Annotated in this window: 21 protein-coding genes; 6 read left to right on the top strand and 15 right to left on the bottom strand. The window is 59.9% G+C overall.

Translation table 11 applies throughout. The annotated features are described in order from the left end of the window. Window positions 1-3: 3 nt before the first annotated feature. The 14 genes from QO231_RS20535 to QO231_RS20600 form a co-directional block, all read right to left on the bottom strand. On the bottom strand, window positions 4-252 hold the full coding sequence (locus QO231_RS20535) for a FitA-like ribbon-helix-helix domain-containing protein (RefSeq protein WP_009819916.1): 249 nt from the start codon (window positions 250-252) through the stop codon (window positions 4-6). A 126-nt stretch (window positions 253-378) separates the two neighbouring features. Further along, window positions 379-1,389, bottom strand: a complete 1,011-nt coding sequence (virB11, locus tag QO231_RS20540) for a P-type DNA transfer ATPase VirB11 (RefSeq protein ID WP_316780934.1) — start codon at window positions 1,387-1,389, stop codon at window positions 379-381. 110 nt (window positions 1,390-1,499) lie between these two features. Continuing rightward, window positions 1,500-2,957, bottom strand: coding sequence for a TrbI/VirB10 family protein (locus QO231_RS20545; protein ID WP_316780937.1), 1,458 nt, complete (start codon window positions 2,955-2,957; stop codon window positions 1,500-1,502). Window positions 2,958-2,959: 2 nt separating this feature from the next. Then, window positions 2,960-3,691 (bottom strand): TrbG/VirB9 family P-type conjugative transfer protein, encoded by a 732-nt coding sequence (locus tag QO231_RS20550; RefSeq protein ID WP_316780941.1) that lies wholly within the window; start codon window positions 3,689-3,691, stop codon window positions 2,960-2,962. A 3-nt stretch (window positions 3,692-3,694) separates the two neighbouring features. Then, window positions 3,695-4,339 (bottom strand): virB8 family protein, encoded by a 645-nt coding sequence (locus QO231_RS20555; protein WP_111550067.1) that lies wholly within the window; start codon window positions 4,337-4,339, stop codon window positions 3,695-3,697. Between the two features lie 2 nt (window positions 4,340-4,341). Beyond that, complete coding sequence (locus QO231_RS20560; protein WP_316780946.1) at window positions 4,342-5,343, bottom strand: type IV secretion system protein; 1,002 nt, start codon at window positions 5,341-5,343, stop codon at window positions 4,342-4,344. A 2-nt stretch (window positions 5,344-5,345) separates the two neighbouring features. Further along, window positions 5,346-5,834, bottom strand: a complete 489-nt coding sequence (locus QO231_RS20565; RefSeq protein WP_072506894.1) for a hypothetical protein — start codon at window positions 5,832-5,834, stop codon at window positions 5,346-5,348. A gap of 3 nt (window positions 5,835-5,837) precedes the next feature. Next, window positions 5,838-6,557 (bottom strand): type IV secretion system protein, encoded by a 720-nt coding sequence (locus QO231_RS20570; protein WP_316780954.1) that lies wholly within the window; start codon window positions 6,555-6,557, stop codon window positions 5,838-5,840. Window positions 6,558-6,636: 79 nt separating this feature from the next. After that, window positions 6,637-7,725, bottom strand: coding sequence for a lytic transglycosylase domain-containing protein (locus tag QO231_RS20575; protein WP_316780958.1), 1,089 nt, complete (start codon window positions 7,723-7,725; stop codon window positions 6,637-6,639). A 165-nt stretch (window positions 7,726-7,890) separates the two neighbouring features. Then, window positions 7,891-10,260, bottom strand: a complete 2,370-nt coding sequence (locus tag QO231_RS20580; protein WP_316780961.1) for a VirB4 family type IV secretion/conjugal transfer ATPase — start codon at window positions 10,258-10,260, stop codon at window positions 7,891-7,893. Continuing rightward, window positions 10,250-10,525 carry a type IV secretion system protein VirB3 gene (locus tag QO231_RS20585; RefSeq protein ID WP_238373091.1) on the bottom strand — a complete coding sequence of 92 codons (276 nt, stop codon included), beginning with the start codon at window positions 10,523-10,525 and terminating at the stop codon, window positions 10,250-10,252. Before QO231_RS20585 ends, QO231_RS20580 begins: the two co-directional genes overlap by 11 nt. A 23-nt stretch (window positions 10,526-10,548) precedes the next feature. Next, on the bottom strand, window positions 10,549-10,833 hold the full coding sequence (locus tag QO231_RS20590; RefSeq protein WP_037239483.1) for a TrbC/VirB2 family protein: 285 nt from the start codon (window positions 10,831-10,833) through the stop codon (window positions 10,549-10,551). Beyond that, window positions 10,830-11,378: a lytic transglycosylase domain-containing protein gene (locus QO231_RS20595; protein ID WP_394356658.1), complete on the bottom strand. Its 549-nt coding sequence runs from the start codon at window positions 11,376-11,378 to the stop codon at window positions 10,830-10,832. The genes QO231_RS20590 and QO231_RS20595 overlap by 4 nt, the downstream gene beginning before the upstream one ends. A gap of 82 nt (window positions 11,379-11,460) precedes the next feature. Further along, entirely contained in the window at window positions 11,461-11,802 is a 342-nt protein-coding gene (locus tag QO231_RS20600) for a hypothetical protein (RefSeq protein ID WP_009819929.1), read from the bottom strand. A 197-nt stretch (window positions 11,803-11,999) separates the two neighbouring features. On the opposite strand from QO231_RS20600, the gene QO231_RS20605 reads away from it, so the two are divergent. From QO231_RS20605 to repC, 3 genes are all read left to right on the top strand, one after another. Then, window positions 12,000-12,269: a hypothetical protein gene (locus QO231_RS20605; RefSeq protein ID WP_111550073.1), complete on the top strand. Its 270-nt coding sequence runs from the start codon at window positions 12,000-12,002 to the stop codon at window positions 12,267-12,269. An 85-nt stretch (window positions 12,270-12,354) separates the two neighbouring features. After that, the gene (locus tag QO231_RS20610; protein WP_238373421.1) at window positions 12,355-13,008 is read left to right on the top strand and encodes a hypothetical protein; all 654 of its coding nucleotides are present in this window, start codon (window positions 12,355-12,357) and stop codon (window positions 13,006-13,008) included. Between the two features lie 220 nt (window positions 13,009-13,228). Continuing rightward, window positions 13,229-14,386 (top strand): replication initiation protein RepC, encoded by a 1,158-nt coding sequence (gene repC, locus QO231_RS20615; RefSeq protein WP_316780990.1) that lies wholly within the window; start codon window positions 13,229-13,231, stop codon window positions 14,384-14,386. Between the two features lie 133 nt (window positions 14,387-14,519). Here repC and QO231_RS20620 read toward each other — a convergent pair whose 3' ends face one another. Further along, window positions 14,520-15,881 (bottom strand): ISNCY family transposase, encoded by a 1,362-nt coding sequence (locus QO231_RS20620; protein WP_316780993.1) that lies wholly within the window; start codon window positions 15,879-15,881, stop codon window positions 14,520-14,522. Window positions 15,882-16,165: 284 nt separating this feature from the next. Here QO231_RS20620 and QO231_RS20625 point away from each other — a divergent pair, with 284 nt between their 5' ends. The 3 genes from QO231_RS20625 to QO231_RS20635 all read left to right on the top strand — a co-directional run bounded on the left by QO231_RS20625 (window position 16,166) and on the right by QO231_RS20635 (window position 19,890). Beyond that, on the top strand, window positions 16,166-16,873 hold the full coding sequence (locus tag QO231_RS20625; protein WP_316780995.1) for an IS6 family transposase: 708 nt from the start codon (window positions 16,166-16,168) through the stop codon (window positions 16,871-16,873). A 495-nt stretch (window positions 16,874-17,368) separates the two neighbouring features. Next, window positions 17,369-18,418 (top strand): patatin-like phospholipase family protein, encoded by a 1,050-nt coding sequence (locus QO231_RS20630; RefSeq protein ID WP_316780996.1) that lies wholly within the window; start codon window positions 17,369-17,371, stop codon window positions 18,416-18,418. Window positions 18,419-18,429: 11 nt separating this feature from the next. After that, window positions 18,430-19,890: a GntP family permease gene (locus QO231_RS20635; RefSeq protein WP_316781000.1), complete on the top strand. Its 1,461-nt coding sequence runs from the start codon at window positions 18,430-18,432 to the stop codon at window positions 19,888-19,890. The last annotated feature ends 122 nt before the right edge of the window (window positions 19,891-20,012 follow it).

Below are 20,012 nucleotides of genomic sequence, written 5' to 3' on the forward strand. Positions count from 1 at the left end.
GCGTCAGGCCCGGTCGAACGCGGGTGGTTCACGCATGGCCTCACGCTGCGGAAGGTCCAGATCAACGCCGCCCAGAGGCGCGACCCGCGCACGTATCGCCGCGGCAAGATCGTGGGAGGGCTTCGCTTCGCCGACGACGTGGCGCAAGATCTCGCGCGCCTCCTCTTCCATTGAACGGCCATGTTCGGCTGCGCGGATGCGAAGGCGGCGCTTCACGTCATCGTCAAGGTTCCGGATGGTAATGCTTGCCATGATGTCCTCCTGAGAGGAGTGTAATCATCGCAATCAATGCGATCAAGCGCAAACGCGTTCATGTTGTGACAAGACGGGAGAGGTTACCGTCCGATAGTGCTCAATGCGCACCCTTCCAAACATCCCTCAGCTGGTCACTTCTGATTTTAAGATACCAGGCACCCACACCTGTTCGACCCCACGTCTTCCGTCTTTCCGACCAAGCTGCACCACGACATCGATGCTGGAGGCGGCATAGCGCCTTACCTCCTCAAAACTCATATTGATGCCCACCGACATGACCATGAGGGCAAGGCGGTCGAGCGCCTTCTGCGCGGTATCGGCGTGAATTGTGGTGAAAGAGCCGGAATGGCCGGTGTTGATCGCGTCGAGGAAGGTCTTGCACTCATCGCCGCGCAATTCGCCAAGAATTATCCGGTCAGGACGCATGCGCAAAGAGGTCTCCAGCAATTTGGCCGCGGTGCGTTCACTTGAGGGGATACGGTCAGCCTTGAGCATCGCGCGATTGGGCTGTGGAGGAAAGAGCTCGAATGCGTCCTCGATGGTCACGATACGTTCCGCCTCGGTCACCAGCGCGAGAAGTGCCCGGGCAAAAGTCGTTTTGCCCGTGGACGTCCCGCCGCTGATCATGATGTTCAACCGCTCATCGATGCAGAGTTTCATGGCGGCTCGAATATCCCCCGCCTGCGTCAGTGCGATCACCCGTTCGGCTTTTGCCTGTCGTTCGGCATCCAAATCCACCAGTGCACCGTGCAACAGACCGATGTCGCCCAAGGTGAGTTGGTCTTCACTGTAGCGGCGCAAGGTGATCGACGGCCCGCCATCCACGACCGGTGGATAGACGACCTGTGCCCGGATCGGCTTGCCGTTCATCTCGATCTTGCCGGAGACGAGCGGCTTTTTCTCGCTGATCTGTCCGTGGGTGGCGCTGGCAATGGATGTTGCAAGGTCCCGAGCTTGGGAAGGGGAGTAAAACACACCTTCGAGGCCGACCATATGCTCAGCCCCCCGGGTTTCCACCCAGACCTTTCCATCGGGATTGACCGCTATTTCGACCACGCAGGGATCGGCGAGCGGTGCAGCCAGAGGTTTTAGATAGGTCGAAAGAAAACTGGCTTTTTCTGCCGCCTGGTTCATGGGTGGCCGCCTGTGCGTTTCAGGTTTGTGTTGCTTTGAGACACGCGGCCTCTCCCTTCGGTCGAACGCGTGTTTCGACACCTGAATGTTTTGTCGAACCCGAAACGCACTTAATAGAACTCAAGATCACGGTCGACGATCACACTGATCGCAGCGCCCGGCTGGACCGAGATAACCGGAGGCAGGGTGGCAAATTCGCCGATCACCGCATCGGTGGCCTGCGCAAAACTGCCCGCGACATCCTCGGCAATTTCTGATCTGGTCTCGGAGCTGGCCTCGGATGCGTCGATTGCCGGTCCTGCGCCGATGATCGAGAGCAATGCGGCTGCGCCAAAGCGCAGCCCAAAGCGGGAGTTCACGGAGCCCGTCACGCCCGAGCGGCCCTGATCGTCCGCGCCAAATGCGGCGAGCTGAACCGATTGCCCCTCGGGTGTGACGATGCGTGACCAGCCAACCAGAATGCGGGCCTGGCCCAAAGAGACATTCGAATTGTAGGTCCCGAAGAGGCGGGAGCCTTCGGGAATGAGAACGCGGGACTGATCGAAACTCCAGACCGGGTAGTTCACGATGGCGGTAATCTGTCCGGGCAATGTGGATTCGATGGCGGTTTCCAGTGACGCTTGAATGAGCGTGCCCTGCAGCACCGTATTGGAAGGATTGGCGATAACCTCCGCTGTTGCGACTTGAACGGGCTGGGCACCGTCCAACACGAAGGCGCGCGCCGCCGCATCTCCGACCGCAGGTCCCCTCTCAGGGTCAGATGCCGGACTGCCCGTCTGGCCGCCCGCATCAAAGATCACCCCTTCGGACCGAATTTGTGTGTCGCGCAGCGCCGCCGCCTCGGCACGCCGACGGTCCAGTTCAGCCCGCCGCGCGGCTTCCTCGGCGGCGAGCTGATCCCTCTCGGTTTGCGCGCGTAGAGCGTCACTCATACCGTCATCGATCTGCTGTTGCAGGGCGTCGTTCTGGCGCTGCAGTCCGAGCATTTGCTCCATCAACTGCTCCATCCGGCCATCGGCAACACGCGCGCGTGCGGCAACCTCATCAGCGATACGCTTTTGCGCTTCAAGATCGGCTTCTGCCAACCGGGTGTCCATCTCGCTTTGCATCTGGGCGATGAGCGCCGTGTTCTGTTCCTGGACCGAGCGCAGCGCTTCGGCCAGCTCGGCGGAATTGTCGGGGGCAGGGGCCTCGGCCAGTCTTGCCAACTGGGCTTGTAGGGCGACCACGTCGCTCGCAAGCTTGGCGTTCTGTTCCTCGAGAGCTTGGCGCTGCGCCGCGAGTTCATCCTCGATTGGTCCGGGATCGAACCTCGGCTCTGATCTTTGTTCGGTCGGTTCAGCGTCGGCTGTCATGCGGCCAAACCCGTCACCGTCAACTTGATCCTGAAAGTCGTCGGCTTTCGATGTTTCAACGGCAGAAGTGATGCCGCTGCCTTGCACAAGCGGGTAGGCAATGATGGCGGTCCCTGCCACAAGCAATGCACCCAAACCAAGCCTGAGCCCGAGAGATGCGCGCCGCTTGGGTGCGAAGCTGTATTCCTTTTCCCCGGTTTTCTCGTCGCTCATGATCAGAACTCCCGTCCACGCAGGGCGGCCACGGCAGCAGCCTCGGTCGTGAACCCACCAGTCTCACGGGTAATGCAGATATGATCGTCGCCCATGCGGATCGTGTAGGCGTCCCGCACGCCGGTGACCCGCACGACCGCACCTTGCGTCTGGCTGTTCTGGGTGATCTCGTAGCCCTGGGCGTTCAAGCCGAAGATCGAGGGCCGCACGCCGGGCCGGAATTCAAAGAAGGTCGAGCGCCCATCATTCCAGACCCTCACCGGGCGGATCGCACCGCTGCCCGCGAACTGATAGCCGGTATCTCGGCCTCCAGCCGCAAGCTGGCGCCCGGCGGGGCGCTCGTCGGGAAAGTTTACGACGACCCGGAAAGACTGTGTCCGCGAGCGTCCCTCTGTCAGATAGAAGGCGACAGCGCGGCGGTTGGTAAAGATCGTCAGGTTTGTCGTGGCCCGAGCCTCGACAGGCTTGATCGAGATCGTATTGCGGTTTGACAGAACCTCCACTTCATAGGACGCGGAGTCACCGATCAGGACTTGATTGATCCGTTCGCCGGGACCGAGTTCGATTGACGTGTTTACCCGAAGGTGGGTGTCGATCCGGATCACATCCGTAGGGTTGAAGGTCACGTGGCGAACGCGGGCGTCCTGACCCATGGTGACCGGTGCGCGCTCGGCCAAGGCGGGCGTTCCGAGCAACCCGCCGACCGTTGCGATGGCAATTATGAAGGTTTTCATGAACTATTCTCGTGTCAGTGTTTCGGCATCGACCCGGTAAGCGGTCACCGAGAAGCCAAGGGGATTTTCCCAAACGCGTGTCAGGGAGCGTTCGCGGCGGGGGGCAAATTCAAACCCTACGGTGGCGATGAATGTTTGCGTGACGGGGGTCTGGTTGGGTCGGGTGAGGCGTTTGTCGAACCGGATCTGAGCCACTTCGTCCTGCAGGAAGGTGATCGCCCGCACGCGGACATCGACCTGCGCATTCGCGCCGTAGCTGCGCGGTGGATAATTCTCGGCCCCCGCGGTCCAGAGTTCTATCAGCGAGGCGCGGGCGGGCCCGCTGGAGCGCCGCTGGACACTTTCGAGCCGTTCTTGAATGCCGTTCCTGAAATAGCTTTCGCGGTCGCTGATATAACTGACAAGCAGGGATTCCTTGATCGCTTCCTCATCGGTGATACCAGTCGGCTGAACCTGATAGATGCGTTCTGCTGCACCCGACGTGCTGTCGACGAGGACGGTAAACACTTCGGTTTCGCGCAGGGGCAACATAACCGTAATGGTCAGGGCCAACAGCACGGATACGGCGCAGGAACAGCCCGCAACGATCCATGCGGCGCGCGCTGCCCGGCGCGGACCCATCACCAAATCGATATCGAAATCACTCATGACTATCCCTTCTTCATCTTTCCGGCGAGCTTGACCGCACCGCCCGCATAGCTCCCGGCACGGGCCGCGCTGGACGATCGGTCGGAGACGCCTTGTCCCTGAAGTCCTGCATTGAAGCCCCGTCGCATGTCATCTCCGCCCCGGATCGCGGCACCGGTATTGCGCCACGCGTTCCCGGGCATCCGCGCGGCATTTGCACCGATCGAGGCGAGGCCGATGTTCGTGGCGGCAACCCCTTGCGCGAAAGTTGGCACGAGCAACATCAGGCCAGCGCCGATCATCATCACCACGACGAACGAAATCGCGTCCCCGAGTGTTTCGACGCTGTCGAGGCTATCAGGTGCGACAGCTTCACCCGTCGCTATGGTGAAGCCAGCCATGGCAGCCACTAACAGCGGCACAAAGGAAAAACCGATGGCGAGTTTGACCCATGCCTCGAACAGCGGCGCCGATTGTTTTAATAATGTGCAAGCCACGACCACAGGTGCGATGGCGATCAATACCGCCAACATGATCTTGGCGGCCGACAGAACGATGATGGTGATCGTCGCCATGGCGGCGGCCACAAGAAACATGACCACGCTGGTCATGGCACCGGCCAGCCAGCCTCCATTCTGGCTGATCGCCTGCCCGACATTCAGGGCTTGGGAGTAGAGATCGTCTATGCCGTCATAAAGGTTTGTGACATCACCACCTGAGAGGGAGTTGAGAATACCTGCACCAAGTTCGGCAGGAGCATTTGTCAGCGCATCGTACGGAACAGAAAGGTTTGCGTAGATCAAAAACACATTGACCAGCACAATGCGCAGCCCTACCGACACGATTGTGGAAACCGAGAGCGGCACGGCTTGCAGACCCACATTTGCGCCTACAAGAACGACCACCAACACAGATGCGGTCTGTACAACCGGGCGTACTGCGGCAACCGTATCAGCATACGTGTCAGCTGCCACGCCCGCGACAGTGGCATCTACCAATGCCAGAACCTCAGCGATTATGGCCATCCTTAACTACCACACCGCTCCAATTGGAAGTTCTGATAGCGCTCGTTTACATCTGACCAATCGCTGCGACGGTATTTGCGAAAGACGCTGAAATCGCTGGTAGTTGCATCCTGCGCCGCTTTGCCAATCCGTTCCTGCGTAAACGCATCGAGCGACCCGAGATCATAGATGCAGCCGCAGAAGCCCTGCGACATTGCAAGCTCTCTCAGGTCGGTGCCGAAGCCCCACCGAACCGCTCCTCGAAAAATCTCGTTGCCGAAAAACTCAGTGTCCGGATAGCTGAAGGTGCAGGTTTGCGGCTTCGGGAACATCAAGAGCCCTCTTGCCTGTACCTCGCGCATGAGATCGAGGAGGCGCTCTTCCTCCCCATTTTCGGTGGCAGTGACGACCTCCCCGAGCAACGTATCGTCGGGCAGGTCTTGCAAGTCTTCCGCCCAGGCACTGCCTGCTAGGGCGATGAAAACTGCAAGTGCTTTGAGTGATGTATTCAAGGGTCAGTCCTCGGCGCCGGAGAAATCAAAGAAGGAGCGTGTGCGGGCCTGCTCGGCCGCGAAATCAATGCCGTTTTGACCTTGCGCCAAGCCTTGGGCGGCATTCAGGCGCCACATCTGGCCCAGCATGTAATTCGTCTCCGCGGCCATACGCGTGTTGAGATCGATCGATTCCTTGAGCGTTTCCTGTTCGCCAATCGCTTCCACCAGCCCATCGATACGCTCGATGCTCTGGGCGGCTTCCTCGTAGGAAATTTGGGCTTGCCCGATAACCATGGCATTGGCAGCCGCCAGATCGGCTATGGCAGCGCCTTGCGGGTTCCCGGCGTCGTTCAGCTCGGTGAGCTTTTCCGAGGTGAACCCCGCACTGGCCATGGTCTCGCGCATGGCATCTGCGGCGCGGCGCTCACCCATGGTGACGTCGCCATCGAGCAGATCGTCCAGCAGGCTGTCAAAATCCCCGAGCGACAGACTGTCCATGAAACCCGATAGATCGGTGATCTTCTGGGCACGGGCACGCAGGTCCTCCACATCGTTGTAGAGGGCTGCGATTTCATTCAGGCCGGTAATTGAACCCAGGACGTCATCAAGAAGGCCCTGAATATCAGTGAGGCGCTCGATCTGGGTACGCAATTCCTCGATTTGCTGGAGCTGGTTTTCCGCATCGCGCAGCGCGGCCTGCAGCTGCTCGATATTCTGCGCGAGGTTCGATCCATCGATCACAGGCACACCCTGAGCGAAGGCTGGGGGCGGGTGTGCCGCCATGAGCGTGCCCGCGACAATAATTGCGGCAATGCGGGTGTCAGCCCTCATCGGAATACCTCCAGAAAGTGGATTGCTCCAGGTGATCGGCGGCCTCGGTCAAACCTTGTGCCGCTTCGACTTTCACGTGGGCCGCGCGCAGACGCAGCGTCAGCGCCATGAGCCGCGCCCGTTCAGCAAGCATATAGGTGGAGCGGTCCAGCGCCTCTTTTGCGTTATCGGGCGGATCTTCACGCAAAAGCGCCGCGATCCTCGTCATGGCCTGATCGATCTGGGTGCCCATGTAGGCGCCATAGCCGACCGAGGCATCCGCCCAGTTGCCCCAGGCGGCCGAGGCACCATCGAAGCCCGCCAGTGACCCCGTCATGTCGACGCCGGTGATGGTGCCAAGATAGTCGTTGTAATAGCCGTTGATGCGCCGGACGTAGGTCTGGGTTTCCTCGAAAGGAGGCACACCACCATATTCGAGAACACGGCCGGGGCCTGCATTATAGGCCGCCAGAGCGTGATCAATCCGACCGAAGCGGTTCAGTTGCGTGAGAATGTAGCGTGCGCCACCGTCCAGGTTTTCCCAAGGATCATACGGGTTCACACCGAGATCCGATGCTGTGCCCGGCATCAGCTGGCAAAAACCGCGCGCACCCACGTGGGAGACGGCTGCATTGTTGAAACGACTTTCCTGCTTGATCAGTGACTGAAACAAGATACGCCATGTCAGTGGCGTCAGACCGGCGGCCGCAACACCGGGATGACCCTCATAGCGCCGCGCCACCGTGATGATCATGCGCTCCACGTCGCTTGGCTCACCGAAGAGGCGATCGGCATCAGGATGATCTTCCTGGGCTGGGTAAGTCTCTGCAGCGCTCGCCCAGCCAGGCCCACCAGCCTCGAACCCACTCAGGTCGGTGACACCGGTGGTCTCCGCAAGGAAACGCTCATAGGCTTCAAGCTGCTCTTGATAGATATCCGCTTGTTCCTCGCGGGCATCGCGCTTCTGGCCCTGCCGCAAGGCGTCGCGTGCGAGCTCTTCGACGCGAGACACAGCGCGGGCAAGGTTGGAGCCATCGATCACTGGCACGCCCTGCGCGGAGGCAAGCGAGCCAAGACCCAAGGCCAACGGAATCGCCATTCTAGAAGCTCTGGAAATCACAATGCGCATTCCGTGAAACAAGGTCGGGAGCAGGGGCCGAGAACGCCATAACGGGCCGCTCAAAACAGGGCGATCGCACGCCTGTTGATGCACCTTCGCAAGCGCTCAGGACCGTCATGGCGACCAACAGAAAAAATCGTGCTTTCACATCATGTCCTTCCAGAATTCTTCTTTCTTGCGCCAATCAGCAGGCGCCTTTTCCTCGCCGGTCTTGCCGCCACCAAGAACAGTAACCAGACCGCCCAAGCCTGCGAGATCGGTATTGACGAACACGCTGTCGGCGCCAGAACGGATCAATGCCAGCCGCAACCCGGCTGTCGGGCTGGAAAGAAAATCCGCCTCGCGCGCGTTCAGGCGCAGGATGCTGTAATCCTCCGGATTTGCCCGTGGATTGGGAAACAGGATCTGGGTTGCCACACTTTCCGCGATGATCTGGCCGACCGAACTTTGGTCCAGATGGCCCGGTGTCTGGGTCAACATCATCACCACGCAGTTGCGCTTGCGCATGGTAACCAGCCAGTCATGGAGGCGCTTGACGAAGATATCGTCAGCCAACATCTTCCACGCCTCGTCGATCACAATGATTGTTGGTCTGCGATCCTCGATCACGCGCTCGATACGGCGGAAGAGATAGGCGAGCAGGGCGGAGCGTTCTGCGTCCTGGTCCAGAAGTTCGGTCATGTCGAGACCAAGGACATCCTCGCCAATGGCAATCGCCTGGGCACTGGGCCTTGAGAAAAGCCAACCGTACCGGCCGACTTCTGTCCATTCCCGCACGCGGGACACCAGGTCGCCATCATCATCGGTGGAGGCCACGAGACTTGCCAAACCGTCGAAGGTTCTGAGGCCCGGCTCCGCGGCGGCGATCTGACGAACCGCCTCGTTCAGTGCTGCGGTCTGGACCGTCTCAAATGGACGGTGACGGGCCAGAATGTCGCCGAGCCAATCTGTCAGCCAGGCGGCCCCCCGCGCATCGGTCTCCGTGGTCATCGGGTTAAAGCCGGTGGGCTGGCCCACCTTGATTTCGCTGTAGCTGCCACCCAAAGCGCGGATCGCCATCTCCAACCCCTGATCCTTGTCGAAAACGATGACTCGCGCACCCACTCTTCGGGCCTGTGCCATGAGAAAAGCCGTGCCGAGTGTCTTGCCGGACCCGGTGCGGCCCAGAACAAGGGTGTGCCCGACGCTTGGCTCATCGGTCCGGCGCCCCGCTTCGTGAAAGTTGAACCGGTAGAGGCTGGAGGTCACGGTCGGGAAGGCCGTGATCGTCTTGCCCCATGGGCTGGCCTCGGGTCCGCGCCCCGGCCTTGTCTTGTGAAACGCTGCAAGTTCCGCGAAATTGTGCGACGAAACGATCCCGTCACGGATCCGGTAGGCCCAGTTTCCCGGCGCTTGCGCGAAATAGAGCGCCTTTGCGGCCCAGGATTCCCTTACCAGAACGGCACCGGTCTCTTGCCCCGCCCGCCAGATCTCGGAAGCTGCCTGTTCCAGTTCCTCGGCGCTGTCACAGAAGACCTGCACGGATGCATGGTGTGTCCCAAAGGTCGACCGGCCGGATGCCACGGCGTCGGCGGCTTCGATCAATTGCTCTGTCAGGCTGACACCAGCATCGTCGGAGGCACCCCGCTGGCGAAAGGTGCGTTGAATGCGCTCAACCATCTCATTGGCGCGCCGCGGCGTGAAAGAGTTGGTGATCGTGATGTCATAGGGCAGTTCCAACGCGTCAAGCATGGTTGGCCAGGTGCGACTGGGATAGGATTTTATCCCGAAAATCGCGCCGTATCGTGCGCTGTCGCCGCTTTCCAGCCGCATGGTTTTGCCTTGAAAGCTGACGTCGAAATTGCTCATCGTGTCAGCCAACAGTTGCCCGGGGGCCGCGATGATCTTGCCGTAGCTCTGTCCGTGTACCGCGGCCAACACTGCAAGCCAGTCCCCGCTCGAGACTGTCAGGCGCGCTGCGCCTGCGTCGGAATACATCGCCATGAGCAGCGTCATGGCCTCTTCTAGGGCAACAATTCGCGTATCGATGTCTTTCTGGAAATCGCGGCCCCCGCCTAGGGCACCCAGAACCTTCGAGAATGCCTGCGGCATCGACGGACGCATCAATACTGTCAGCATCAAGGTGCGGGCTTTCAGGTCACGTGCGCGCAGGCTTCTCTGCCACGCCGCGTCTACCGCATTTGCAAAAGGCATACCGTCAGGCGCAGCAAGGTCCGCGACATCCGGGCGTGATACCTTGCTGATGTGGAAACCGAAACGCTCGCCCAACTGACTGACGATCCGGGCAAAGCCTTCACTGATCTCATCGATCCGGGTGTCATCGCTGGTGAAGCTGTCGATCCCGCCAAGCGTGACCGACGCCATCAGATCACCCTGCCGCGTCAGGATGACATTGTCTCGCACCGCAGCAATGTAAGGTAGGTGCCGCCCAAGACGCTCGGCTTTCAAGACCTTGTCCCCAAGTGCATCCCGAACAGCGTTGTTTGCAATCAACCCCCGAAACTCATGCGACATAGAGATCGCCCCCATCGCGGGATCGCACACTCGTTCGCGGTGTGCGCGACATCACCACGTTCAAAATCTGGAACAGATGTGGATTGCGGTCTGCGACCAGCCAAAGCGGTGGGTAGCCCGCGAGGAAAACCAGCAGGAACCGCATGTCGTCAACCAGAATGAAAGGGATCACGGATGCGAAGACCAGCGCCACGAAATATCCGATCGGGAGACCGAATATCCGTGGCGGCTTGGTCAGCCCCAGAAAGAGTGGCGTGTCGCGCATGAAGGTCTCTGCGGCCGGTCAGATCAAGGAGCCGCAAAGCCGTCGATGATGGTCTCGGCCGAAAAGATCAGCACCACGCCGACAAACACGGCGACGAAGATCGGCCAGTTGAGACGCCCGAAAAACATCATGACACCGGACCCCACAAGAGCGAGCACGCCGAGGCCACGGCCGATCGGACCCGTCACCGCGTCGATGATGTTGTCGATCATGTCAGAGACCGGGCTAAGGTCTTGTGCGAGCGCCGGGGCGGCGGCCACTATCAGCAACGCGGCCAATGCCGCCCGGGTATAGTCGATGCGTTTCATATCTGGTCTCCGATGGATTGGGCATAGACGGCCATGACCTTGCGGACATGGCCTTGGGTTTCGCGGTAGGGGGGAATCCCGCCATGGCGCGCCACGGCTTCGGGGCCGGCATTATAGGCTGCAAGCGCAAGCTGCGGCGTGCCGAAACGATCAAGTTGTGTCAGCAAGTAGCGGGCGGATCCATGCAGGTTTTGCTCAGGATCATGCGGATCGACGCCAAGCACGCGCGCAGTGTCCGGCATCAACTGCCCAAGCCCGATTGCGCCGACATGCGATCGCGCGCCTGGATCAAATGCGCTTTCAATAGCGATGTTCGCGCGAAAGAATGCGAGCCAATCGCGAGAGGACATCCCGGCTCTCCGCAGGGCCGGGTGGTCCACGTAAACCGACCCCACATCAAGGATCATAGTCTCGATCGAAGGGCGGCCCGATGGGACCCGAGGCGGAGACAGGCGTGGTGAATCGAGAGGGACGACCTCAGAGCGTGCGACACCGTCGCTTTGCTCGGGTTGGGGTCTTGCAAAGTCGAGAACGCTACTGGTCAGTCGACCAACACGGTCTGGAGCATCGAGATCGATAACGGATTGTGCATAAGTGGAAGGGCCTGAAAGCCCCCAGAGAACGAGGCTAGCCGCTGGTAGGATACCTTGTCGTCTCAAACTCCCACGTGCCTCTCTCACCTTCTCGGAGAGGGCAGCTGAATACCTTTGCGTCGAGCTCCAGGCAGAAGCTCATGAGCCCTGCTGCGGTCTTGAAGACGCGTGGTTTAAGATCCCGGTTGGTCACATAGACCGACCGGTGCACACCGCCTTGACCGTCATTGGAGCAGACGAAAACCGTCCAGCCACCCCTATGCGTGTTGCCGCCCTTTTCCGGGGCTTCAACGCATTCCACCTCGATCCATGCCCCACCCTCGATCGCCTCTTGCATGTGCGATGTTAGGATCACGGGGTATTTTGTTCCTGCCATTTTGCCTCCGAAGGAAAGAATTTCCTACGGAAGTAACCTGCTTTTGCACCGCTTCAAACAGTGCATGTCACAAGATATGCGGCGACGTAGCGGAAAATCCTTTAGATGGTCAATAGATATCTTTTGATTGATTAAGATATTTTTTCAGTGATAGGTCCGACACACGATTCGCCCCCAGATTGTCGGGAGACCACCAGATGTCGCGGTTGCTGGCATGTAGCACATTCATCGCCCTAGCGATCCCAGCAACCGCCGAGACGCTGGCGATGGACTGCGTGTTGCCGTTGCGGCCGGAGCTGGCGGCCTCGCCTGCGCTCCTGAACGAGTACGGCGACGACATCAGAGCCGAGTTCAACACCTACTTCGATGAGGCACAAACCTATCTGAATTGCCTCGCCGCAGCATCAGCTTCCGCGCAGGCCGAAGTCCGTCTTGTGCTTGACGCTTACCAGGAGATGTTCCAATGAAACGACGCGCAAAATATGTCAGCAATTATGACACAATTAACATAAGTCTGATTATACGCCAACAGGTTAGCGGCGGCGCTCTGTCATGAGGCGGCTTGTGTCAACTGCCGCGATCATCGCGATCGGGCTTACACCGCTTGCTGCCAAACCTGCCACCGCACAAGGCTACCAGATCGATTGTGCGATCCTCCTGTGCCTCGCAGGCGGTTGGCCTGCGTCGGTTCCCTGCGCCCGTGCGCGCGCGGAGTTCATCCGCCGGATCACGCCCTGGCCAGTCGAACCACCGCTGCAGATCTGGCGTTGTCCAATGCGTGCTGAGTTCGAGGCGCCGAACCCGGTTGAGCGCCTCTACAGGTTGGCGGGGTTCAATCCTGGTCAAGCAGTCTCCCTGCCCCGAGAGCGAGAAACGCTCCAGCTCGCCCAAGCTGTCGGGCGTGCCGCCGATATCGATGTGACGGACCCTGCTTTTGATTTCGTCCGCTCCATAGATGTCTTTCAGGTTACGGCACGTCAGAGGGAGGGCCGTGACGATTGCAACAGATATGCTTCTGTGCGGCGTGGCACGTATGATCAAGACGGCCAATTCCGGTGGCAAAACAGCTCGATAAGTGCCCTTCCTCCAGCCTTCCGAGGGGCCGAGCGATACGGCCAGAACTGCCCCGATATCTGGGTCCGTGCTGTGTTCGTCGATTGGGAGGATTTTGAGGGCGCCTATGGCTTCGAACAAGTCAACTACTGATCTCAAACAGTCACAGGCAAACGATAAAAAAGAAGAAACCCCCGCAAGGCGGCAACCAAGCGAGGGGCTCAAAGAACAACGGAATTGGCGTTCCGTCAGATCAAATCAAACTGTGATCTCGTTCTAGCAGTCCCGACAGTCAAGGCAATGAAAAAACGTGTCGCTCGCGGGGACACGGATGCCCTGTTGCAGCCTTGTTCCAATTCACAAGGACTAGACAGTGAACGTGATCCAAACCCATCTCACCCTGCCGGAAGGCTGGACCAAAGGTGCTGTCATGGCGCTAATTTCAGAGGTTGCCCCGCATATAGGCCTGCGCCCGGCGCGCTTGGCAGTTCTGAACTACATCATCGGGCGCACCCGCGCATCCGACTGGACCTCTCCCCATCGTGAACCGGTGTTTTTTGGCGCGCAAGATCTCGCAGCGGTCGAACTTGGCAAGACGTCGCGCCAGTTGCGAACGGATGAGGCCGCGCTGGCCAAGCTTGGGCTGATCGTGAAACGTGTCGCGGCGAATGGGGCCCGCTATGGTCGCGCTGGCCTAGGCTTGATACTGACTCCGCTGATCGCGCGACTGGAAGAGTTCATAGCCCTTCGCGATCGGCTCCGTGCGGAACGGAGGCATTTGCGCGCTTTGAAGGATCTTCGGTCCCTTCGTTTGCGTCACATGAAACGGTGCATCGCCGCCCTGCCCTCCTCGGCTATCAAAGATCCTGAGATCGTCAAGATTCTCGCCAGTTTCGATAAATGGCCACGCAGCGATGCTTTAAGCCGTCTCGGTCTGGAGCGGCTCAACGCCCATTTGAAGGCCAGTTCCGATCTGTGCAGCAGCCTTGATGACTGGCTTGAAAAACGTGGGCTTTCTTCCGACCAGCCAGCGGAAAACTTCCGGCCCTTTACACAAAACACCAGAGAAGAAACTCAAACTGTAAAGACGCCGCCCGCTGTGGATAACTCTGAAAGACACGCGGAAATCGCACAGAGTGAATCGCCATCATCAATTCCCTGCCCCGCGCCACCCGCTCTGACGCCAGAGAATCTATATCGCATTGCCGGCGACGGCTTGCGCATGATGCTTGACGCGAGCAGAGATCAAAACCGACCTCTCAAAGAGCGCGACATCATCGAGGCGGCCTGGGCGTTGCTGCCGATGCTCGACATCCATACTTCAGTTTGGCACGAGGGCCAGAGCACCTTGGGCGACCACGGGTTGGCTTTCTGCCTACTATTGGTTGATGCGCAGCGAGATCACCCGAGTTACCCTGTTCGCAATCCTGGCGGTTTGATGCGCGAACTGATCCGTCGAGCCAAGGCAGGAAGGCTGGACTTTGATGCAAGCGTTGCGGCTCTGCAAAAACGGCGCAATGGGGTGAGGTAGAGTTTCCAACCCGCAACTGAACTTGCCCAAAAACGCGCTGATGTTGCAACCAAGTAGAAATGTCACCCGATCTGCAAAGTAGAAATGTCACCAAAGGGCGCTGAGGGGAGCAAAGCCTGACAGGGCGGAGACCTCAATTATCGCAGCCCTGGCTGGCTTTGCGGTCTGCGATGCGCCTTTGATCGGCAAGGGTATTCCATCCGTCGTTGCGGCGCCCCGTTGGCTTGTATTTTGAACGTTGCTTGCCTGCGCGGCGTTTCTTTGGCGGGGCCTTGTCCTGTTCAGCCTTGATGTGCTCCAGCACCGCGCTCAGATGCTTGTTCTCGGTGATCGCCGCATGGGTGACGCGCTGGTCCTTGTCGAAGACGGAGTAGGGGAGCGAGATGCCCCTCCATCGAAACTCCAATCGGCCGTCGGCGAATTCGAAGGTGTCGATGTACTTGCCGGGCAACCCGCGCGTGATCTCGTTCTCTTGAAGGATGATCCGCTGCCGATCGTAGGAGAAGGCGAGCTGCTGGCCGACATAGCGCTCGTCGCGCCAGCATAGCAAATCCGCCAGCCGATCCGGCTCAGTATTAAGGGGCCGGTGCAGATTGTCCGGGCGGCGCGGGGTCTTGGCAAACTTGGCATTGTAGCGGCCCATGAAGGCTGGAAGGAAGGCATTGGCCGCGTCCATGTCCGCGATGCCTGCCAGCCGTAGCTCCTTCACGAGCCGATCCTGCAGCGTCCGGTTGGCGCGTTCGACGCGACCCTTCGCCTGAGAGCTGTTCGCGCAGAGAATCTCAATGTTCAGCTCGTTCAAAGCCCTGCCAAACTGGGTCATCCCGTGGCCGGACTCCGCACCTTGCTGGGCAACACGGAACACCGTGTGTTTGTCGCTGTAGAAGGCAACTGGGCGTCCATGTTCGAGCAAATATGCCTCCAGCGCGCCGAAATAGCTGAAGGTGCTCTCGGATTTAACGAACTCGAGGTGCATCAAGGCGCTGGTCGCATCATCAATGAAGACGAGCAGGGTGCAGGCAGGCCCGCGGTCCTCGAACCAGTGGTGATCCGAGCCGTCTATCTGGATCAACTCGCCGAAGCATTCCCGGCGCAATCGTGGCTGGTGGAAGGTGCGACGCTGCTTGCGTGAGAGCCAAATCCCTGCGTCCTGCATCCATTTGCGCAGCGTCTCGCGAGACACCTTCAATCCGTGATCTTCCTGAAGCTTCTCAGCCGCGAAAGTCGGCCCGAAGTCGATGTAGTTCTCCCGGACCAGCGTCACCGCGAACTCCCGAACCGCCGGGTCGATCCGGTTGTTCGATGCACGTCCACGTGCCTTGTGCCGGATCGCGGCCGGACCGTCAGACTGAAACGTCTTCATCAGCCGTTGAACTTGCCTACGGCTCAATCCCAGAACGTTTGCCGCGGCCGTCGCCGTCATCCGGCCTTGTGACACCTGGCTCAAAACTTCGACCCGATTCAGCTCGCGCTCGCTCATCAAAACCCATCCCATGCCCACGCTCTCTGCCTGTTCCCATCGGGGCAGAGTGTGACACTTCTACTTTGCAGATGTGGGACACTTTAACTTTGCGGCTACAGCTGAAAATCTGGTAATGAAGTTTATGTTAAATGTATCGTTCGACGCTAGATGCCTTGAAAGTTTTCGCAATTCCTTTCGCGAGGCGAACCGTTGCCGGCAAAAATCCGCCCTGGTTTGATCCCATCACTCACCACGTTTTAGGGGGACTGTTGCATTAACCAAGCCATTTTGCCACGATTCTACTTTTGAGGTCGATCATGCCGCGTAGTTCCCCTTTCAAGCACCATCGCTTTCCGCGTGAAATCATCCTCTGTGCAGTGCGGTGGTATCTGCGCTACCCTCTTTCCTATCAGGACGTGGTGGATCTGCTCTTAGAGCGCGGGATCAGTGTTGATCGGTCCACCGTGTATCGCTGGGTGATCAAGTTTGGCCCGGAGATCACCAAACGAACGGAGAAGCAGCTGCGCCGAGCAAGTGTCGATTGGCACGTAGATGAGACCTACATCCGCGTTGGCGGCAAGTGGCGTTACTTGTGGCGGGCCGTTGATGCCAACGGCCAGATGATCGACTTTCGCCTGACTGCCCGGCGGGATGCAAAGGCAGCAAAGGCTTTTCTGAACAAAGCGATCGAACGCGTAAAGCTACATCGGCCGGTCACCATTATCACCGACAAAGCACAAAGCTATCGACGCGTCATCCGCGAGATCAATCACCGCTACGACCCGCATTTCGACTGCATTCGGCACATCGACAAGAAGTGGCGCAACAACCGCATCGAGAGCGATCATGCCGCCATGAAACGGCTCCTTGGATACCGTCAGAGTTTTCGGTCGCTACGATCAGCCAAAGCAACCCTGAGCGGGATCGAGACAATGCGCTCGATCAAGCGCGGCCACATCCATCACAAGCAACCAGGCGTCAGAGGCGAGATCCAGTTCATTGAAGGCCTGTTCAAGGCCGCTTGAGTAACGCACAGCATCCGCAACCATCCGGGCTGGGAAAAACTAATGCAACAGTCCCGTGAATACCTCGATCAAGCGGACTTTCTGTTTTCGAACGTTCTGCGCCCTCTGAACTGGATCGGATACCTTGTGTTGATCTCTGAGACCGGTCAACGCTTCGACAATGCCTATTGGAAAACACCGCTTTGGCGTGCCTGTTTCAACCTTGGAATGGCTGGCATAATGAAATGCCATCACGTCCATGATTGCGGGCAAGCATGTGGTTTGTTGCGCATAGCGCGGAAACCCAAGGGCAGGCGTTCGCGAACGGGCGGTTCGTGACCTCACGTCCTGGTGGTTCGATTGACGTCGACACCCGCTTGACGGCCCGCTAAGGCGTTAGCGGGTACACGGATCACACGAGTTGACGCCGAAACGCGCCAGACCGGTGAATTTGGTTGCGCGCAAATCGCATTGGGCGGACGCAAGCATCCCGTCAACAGGACAAGGGCAATAGAGGTGGCAAAAGCAGCGGACAAACCGGTCGCGGTCGATCTCGCCCTCCAGGGTGGTGGCGCCCACGGTGCATTTACCTGGGGCGTGCTGGAACGGCTGCTCGATGAAGACTGCATCAACATCGCCGGTATCAGCGGCGCCAGCGCGGGTGCCATGAACGCGGTTGTCCTGGCCCATGGACTGTCGGTTGGCGGGCGCGATGGCGCAAGGCGGGCGCTGTGGGCGTTCTGGAAATCGGTCAGCCGCGCCGCCGGCGGTGGCGCGTTTCCGCTTCAGGCATTCCAGAACCTGTTTGCCCCGTGGCTGCCGAAGCCCCCGGTCCTGCCTTTTCTCGGTGCCGGACAGACCGCACTGTCACCCTACCAGTTCAACCCGCTGAACTACAATCCGCTGCACCGCGTGATCCAGGACCAGATTGACTTTGAAGCGCTGCGTGATCCCGAAGCGCCGCGGCTTTTCGTTTCGGCCACCGATGTGCGCACGGGCAGGCTGCGGCTCTTTCGCAACGCCGATCTGACGGTCGATGCGCTGATGGCCTCGGCCTGTCTGCCGATGCTGTTCCAGGCCGTCGAGATCGGCGAAGACGCTTATTGGGACGGCGGATATGTGGCCAATCCGCCGGTCCTGCCGCTGATCGAGGAAAGCCCGGCTGAGGATCTTATCCTTATCACGGTCAACCCGTCGCAGCGCGATGAGGTGCCACGTCTGCCGCAGGACATCCTCGCGCGGCTGAATGAGATCACCTTCAACACGAACCTCGTCAGTCAGATGCGCTCGGTCGCGATCCTGAAGCATCAGCTGGAAACCGACCGGACGCCCCCCAACCGTTACAGCCAGGCCCTGTTCCGGCAGGTCGAAAAGCTGCGCGCGCACCGAATCCACGACGATGCCGTGATGGCCGACAAGGGATCTCATAGCAAGATGAACGCCGAGTGGCGGTTCCTGATCCGGCTGCACGGCATCGGTTACCGGGCTGCCGACACATGGCTGGCCGAACACCGGAGCGATCTCGGCCGCCGGGCCACGCTCGACATCGCCGCGACCTATTGCTGAAAGGACTTCCCATGCTGGACATATTGGGTACTGCCCTGTCCCTTGGCCTGCTCATCTATCTCGCTTACCGGGGGATGAGCGTGCTGATCCTCGCACCTGTGCTGGCACTTCTTGCAGCGGCGTTCGCCGGTGCGCCGCTACTGGCGACGTTCACGCAGATCTTCATGAAGGCCGCGGGCAATTTCATCGTGCTCCTGTTTCCGCTGTTCCTGCTGGGCGCGGTCTTTGGCAAGATGATGGAGGCCTCGGGATCGGCTGCCGCCATCGCGCACCGTACGACCGAATGGCTTGGGCAACGCCGCGCGGTGCTGGCCATCGTGCTGGCCTGCGCGCTGTTGACCTATGGCGGCGTGTCGCTTTTCGTCGTGGCCTTTGCCGTCTTTCCGATCGCTTTGGCGCTGTTTCGTGAGGCCGGCGTGCCCAAAAGGCTGATTCCGGCCACCATCGCGCTTGGTGCCTTCACCTTCACCATGACCGCCCTGCCCGGCACGCCGGCGATCCAGAACGTCATTCCGATGCCGTTCTTCGGCACCACGCCCTTTGCCGCACCGGGGATCGGCATCATTGCCGGGGTGGTGATGCTGGGCACCGGTCTGCTCTGGCTGGGCTGGCGCGAGGCGCGCGCGCGGGCGGCGGGCGAGGGGTTCCTGGCCGCCGAAGAACCCGAGGCAACAGGGCCTGTGCGCCAAGCGATTCGGGAACGTGCCCATGGCGAGGGGTTCGACACCGCCGAACTGCCACCACTGACTGCCCCCCAGGCCACTGACCGGCCCGGATTTGCAGTGGCGATCCTGCCGGTGATCCTGGTCGTCGTGCTGAACTTCGCGTTTCTCAAACTTGTCATCCCGGCGCTCGATACCGCCTACCTGGCCGAGCCACCCTACGGGCCCGCAACGCTGGGCTCGGTCAAGGGGATGTGGGCGATCATCGCTGCGCTGACGGCCTCGATCCTGGCAGTCTGGGCGCTGAACGCGCGGCGCCTGATGACCCCCGGCAAGACGCTGTCGGACGGGGCCAATGCCTCGGTCGTCCCGATCTTCAACACCGCGGCCCTGGTGGGGTTTGGCGCGGTAATCGCCGCCCTGCCCGCCTTTGCCGTGATCCGGGACGCAATCCTTGGCGTTGCACCTGGCAACCCCCTGATCTCGCTTGCGATTTCGGTCAACGTTCTGGCCGGCATCACTGGTTCTGCCTCTGGCGGAATGGGCATCGCGCTGCAGACGCTGGGCGATACTTATCTGGAAATGGGGGCAGCCGCGGGTATCTCGCCGGAATTGCTGCACCGGGTAACGACAATCGCGACCGGCGGGCTGGATGCGTTGCCGCATAACGGCGCGGTGATCTCGCTGCTGACGATCTGCGGGTTGAGCCACCGCGAGTCCTATGCCGACATCTTTGTGGTTGCGGTGCTGGGACCTATCCTCGCACTCGTCGTCGCGATCCTGCTCGGGACCGTCCTGGGCACGTTCTAGCAACCGGGTCTGTTCGCGGGGCTGAATCTGTCACGGCTTGCCGGTTGTGATGATCGCGACGAAGCCTTCAATGGCAGGGCAGACGACATTCTTTTCCCTTAATGGCGAGCTTCCGGGACTAT

Source organism: Sedimentitalea todarodis (assembly GCF_032595355.1).
In the GTDB taxonomy this organism is placed as follows: Bacteria; Pseudomonadota; Alphaproteobacteria; order Rhodobacterales; family Rhodobacteraceae; genus Sedimentitalea; species Sedimentitalea todarodis.